The organism is Prevotella sp. P4-119 (assembly GCF_002251345.1).
GTDB lineage: Bacteria > Bacteroidota > Bacteroidia > Bacteroidales > Bacteroidaceae > Prevotella.
Genome location: NZ_NPJB01000031.1, coordinates 1 through 4,313, shown reverse-complemented (window position 1 = coordinate 4,313; position 4,313 = coordinate 1). Strand labels below are relative to the sequence as shown.

Sequence of the window (4,313 nt, the reverse complement as noted above, 5' to 3'; positions counted from 1 at the left end):
CTTTGAGGATGTGCCGAAAGAATAAACGTTGAAAGACAACCTGTTGAAAATACGATACTTAAAAGAGTTGTTGGACAGAAATTGAAATATTTCTTAATGGTAAGTGCAGATCGTGATTCAAAGAATGCAATAAAAGCAATAAGGGCGTTCTATCAATATTCAAAAAAAGACAAAGATATGTATTTTTTGATTATTGGATATCCGAGAGATGTTAAAGGAAAAATTATAAAATTGGATTTTTTATCTGATAGTGACTTGTCTGTTGCAATGGAAAATTGTTACGCATTATTATATCCATCATATTTTGAGGGATTTGGTTATCCACCATTAGAAGCAATGAAATATGGTCGCCCTGTATTGTGTTCAAATTCAACGTCAATGCCTGAAATATTAGGAGATGCTCCTATATATTTTTCCCCATTGTATGAATCGGCTATTTTTAAAGCAATGTGTGATTTGTCTCTGGATAATTATGAATCTCGAGTTTTGAAATCAATAGTTCAATATAAAAAAGTATCGTAACTGTTCGGTGAAGCCCGTCATTGTCGTATAGAATAATTGTCGTACCTTTGTCGCTGATATTTTCACTTTAAAATTTTAGCGACAATGAACAACAGAAAGCAAAACAAACAACCTCTTTTTGCAGAGGTGAATCTTATGGGAGATGAGTTCGAAAAGTCTCCCAGTACTCACATTCAACGCACTAGATTCTTGAAGTTGGTTTATCCCAACAATGTGACACTAATACTCCCTGGTGACATCAGTGCCAGCCAGTTGGAACAGTACATCCGCATAAAAGTGTAAACCATGGCAAAGATATGTCAATTGCATGCAGACCTTCACTACTTCCTGTGTATTGAGCCAGTGGACATGCGGAAACAGTTCCGTGGACTTCAAGGACTCATCAGTGAGTATTACAATCGTTACCTGACTCAGGACGAGGCATTCATCTTCATTGGCAAGACAAGAACAACTGCCAAGATTCTGCATCGGGAAAGCAATGGTCTGACTCTCTATGTCAGAAAACTGAGTGAGGGTCGCTTTCAGATTCCGCAACTGAACGAGGACAAGCGCACTTGCAACCTCGATTATAAGAATTTTGTTTGCCTGATTTTGGGCGAGAAATGTGTTGGTGAATAGCCTTGTTTTATGCGACTTTTGGTATTGATGTTATTTAACTTAAATAGCTTAAAATCAGTATGAAATAGTCAACAAAAAAACTTGTGTAATTCAAGAAAAATTCGTACCTTTGTAGGGTAATTAAGAGATAAAACATGGTATCTGAAACATACAAAAACAGTCAGGATCAGGCGTTGGAAGAGAGGCTCTCCAACATGCATGAGCAGATGGCAGGAGTGACTTCCCGCCTGGATCAGACTGACCGTGCCCTGGATTTGGAGCGTGCAACACGTGAGGATATCATCAAGGCAGAAGTGGAACGCAGGATGCGTGAAGCTGAAGAGCGTATCCGCAAGGAGATTGAGGCGGAATATGCCGATGAGCGTGCAGTGATGGACAAGGAGAGGCTGGCTATTGATCGGCAGCGTGAGGAGATGCTGAAGACCTTTGAGCTGATGCAACAGAAACTCATCGCAGAGACTGAGCAGAAGATTAGAAAGGCGAAAGATGAGGCAGAAAGCCATTTCCTTGGAAAGATGGCTGCACAGACTGAAGGCTTCCTCAGGCTGTTCTCTGAAATGACGCGCCGTAACAATGCGGATATTCAGGGCTATCTTGCCAAATTCAAGACAGCTTCCGAAGAAGCCCAGGCTGCCATCGGCAATGAGATAAAGACAAGACTTGAGAGGATTTTCAAGAATGAGCAGTCGAAAAATCGTCAGATTGCCGAGCTTGTCAGGATGATATTCACGCAGAAGCGGGAGCGGTTCCTGGTTTCGGAAGAAGACCGCACTGGTGTTCACAATCAGCTGCTGGCATCTCTTAAGTTTAATGAAGAGGAGGAGGCGAATTATAAGAAGGCACTTGAGACTGTCAAGAAGTACCGTCTCCAGAAAGAGGCGTGTCGTCTTGCTCGCAAGGAACAGCATAAAGACGGTCACGGTCGCAACAAGATACCTGATGACATGGTCCGACTGCCGGAGATACTTGTCTATCCTGAAGAATGTATCGGACACATGGACGAGTACCGCGAGGCTTTCCCGGGAGAAACCACGGAATTTATCGTTCCTGTCTCTGCCAAATACATGGTACAGGGCTACCGCTGCCCCGTCATGGTACGCAATGATGACTTATACCAGAAATTCCATACAGCCCCCGTTCACGAGGAACTCATATGGAAAAGCTACGCTTCCAACAAGTTGTTGTCACAGATAGAGGTGCGCAAGTATATGGATCATATGCCCTTCAACCGCCAGATTGGCCAGATGAAGAGAGACGGTCTGGTATTGGCTCGGGCTACAATCAATGACTGGCATGTGGCTGTATGCGACACGCTTGTTCCATTGTACAAATTACAAGAGCATTATGTGATGCGTGGGCTTCACTTGGCGGCAGACGGAAGTCCGATGCCGGTGGTGGACAATGAGAAACATAAGACTGTCAAGAAGTACATCATAGAATACCGCAATATAGACACTGGCATACCGATTTTTTTGACCGCAGTAGAAAAAGGCAATGGTCGTGGAAAAGAGGTGATACAAGCTCAACTGGCCAATTGGAGCGGGCTTGCCCTGATGTGTGATGCCTATCCCGGATATGACTGGATAAAGAAGACAGGACGTGTACTGTGCAGGTGCTTGGCCCATGCTAGGCGTGAGCATGAGCGAGCTTTGAAAGAAGCCCCGAAGGCTTCCATGCCAGGCATGCTTCTTTTTCAAGAAATCTACGGAGTAGAGGAAATCATCAGACATGAGAATGCGTCGGGCAGCAGGATAACGGAGCTGCGTAATGAATTGGCGCGTCCTCTGTGGGAGACTCTCCATTTGTGGTGTATGAATGAAATACTGAATCATGACAGGCATTCCCAGATGTACAAGGCGCTGAACTATGTAATCAGACATTTTGAAGAACTGACAGCATATCTTGACATACCAGAAATGCCTCTGGATAATAATGCGACAGAACGGGAAATCCGGGCAATGGTGATGGGCAAGAAGGCTTATCTCTTCTGTCAGACGGATGAAGCCTGTGAGCGTGCGGCTATGATGTACTCATTCTTTGGTGCCTGCAAGGTGAAGGGTAAAAACCCTGAGCGATGGCTTGCTTATGTGCTTGATCACATAGGTAGCACCAAAGATGAAGATTTATACAAACTGCTTCCTGAGTTTTGGGAAGACATTAACTGAATCAACATTAAGTCATAAATAAAGGTGAAGTCCTTGCTGATGTCAATGCATCAGCAGGGCTAAACGTCATACACTCGACGAAAAATAGTGCGCAATGGGGCGCGCTGCAAAGGTACAAAGTTTTTTTGAATCTGCAATGACGGACTTCACCGAACAGTTACATATTTTTTATATGGTGAAAGTTTCTATTCTTATTCCTGTCTATAATGTGAGAACTTATATTCTCAAATGTCTTAATTCTGTGATAACACAGACTTATCGAGGAAGTATCGAGTGTATTCTCGTTGATGATTGTGGCAACGATGACAGCTGTATGTTGGCGGAGAGTTTCATCGCTAATTTTCAAGGAAATGTCATATTTCGCATTATACATCATAAATACAATCGAGGGCTTGCAGCAGCACGTAATACTGCCGTAAAGGCAGCAACTGGTGATTTTATTTTTCACCTTGATTCCGATGACTGGATAGAGCCTGAGTGTATAGAATTACTTGTGAATAAACAACAAGAAACGAATGCAGATATTGTTTCCGGGGCAGCAATTTGTCATAAAAAAGAAGGAAAAATCATACTAGAAGAGCCTAATTATGAAACTCCGAATGATATGATTCACAAGACAATTGAAATGACTCTTGACCATGTTATATGGAGAAGACTTATCAGGAAAACACTTTATACAGATAATAGGATTGAGGCTTTTGAAGGAGTAAATGTAGGAGAGGACCACCATACTCTCCCGCGACTGGTATACTATGCGAAGAAAATTACAAAGATCAATGATGTAATTTACAATTACAATTGTATGAATCCCAATTCGTATATGTCTATCCAGAAGAGTAACTTCAACATTAAAAGATTTTATAATGATATAAGTTCAATAGAAATACTGTATGACTTTTTTCTTGATAAAGATGATTATTTTACAACGAGGCTAAAAGAAATACGTAAAGAATATATAAAAAAATCATTGTTAAATTGTTGTATCTTATCAGATAAGATGTCATATAT

Annotated in this window: 5 protein-coding genes; all 5 read left to right on the top strand. The window is 41.7% G+C overall.

Annotation, left to right across the window (positions count from 1 at the left end; all coding sequences use genetic code 11):
• The first annotated feature begins 81 nt into the window (after window positions 1-81).
• Window positions 82-522, top strand: a complete 441-nt coding sequence (locus tag CIK89_RS04245; RefSeq protein ID WP_256387816.1) for a glycosyltransferase — start codon at window positions 82-84, stop codon at window positions 520-522.
• Window positions 523-606: 84 nt separating this feature from the next.
• Window positions 607-804 carry a hypothetical protein gene (locus CIK89_RS04240; RefSeq protein ID WP_094390203.1) on the top strand — a complete coding sequence of 66 codons (198 nt, stop codon included), beginning with the start codon at window positions 607-609 and terminating at the stop codon, window positions 802-804.
• Window positions 805-807: 3 nt separating this feature from the next.
• Window positions 808-1,140, top strand: a complete 333-nt coding sequence (tnpB, locus tag CIK89_RS04235; RefSeq protein WP_094390202.1) for an IS66 family insertion sequence element accessory protein TnpB — start codon at window positions 808-810, stop codon at window positions 1,138-1,140.
• A gap of 134 nt (window positions 1,141-1,274) precedes the next feature.
• Window positions 1,275-3,305, top strand: coding sequence for an IS66 family transposase (locus CIK89_RS04230; RefSeq protein WP_094390201.1), 2,031 nt, complete (start codon window positions 1,275-1,277; stop codon window positions 3,303-3,305).
• A 94-nt stretch (window positions 3,306-3,399) separates the two neighbouring features.
• Window positions 3,400-4,313, top strand: a 914-nt coding sequence (locus tag CIK89_RS04225) for a glycosyltransferase family 2 protein (RefSeq protein ID WP_144007341.1), incomplete at its 3' end; no start/stop codon positions are given.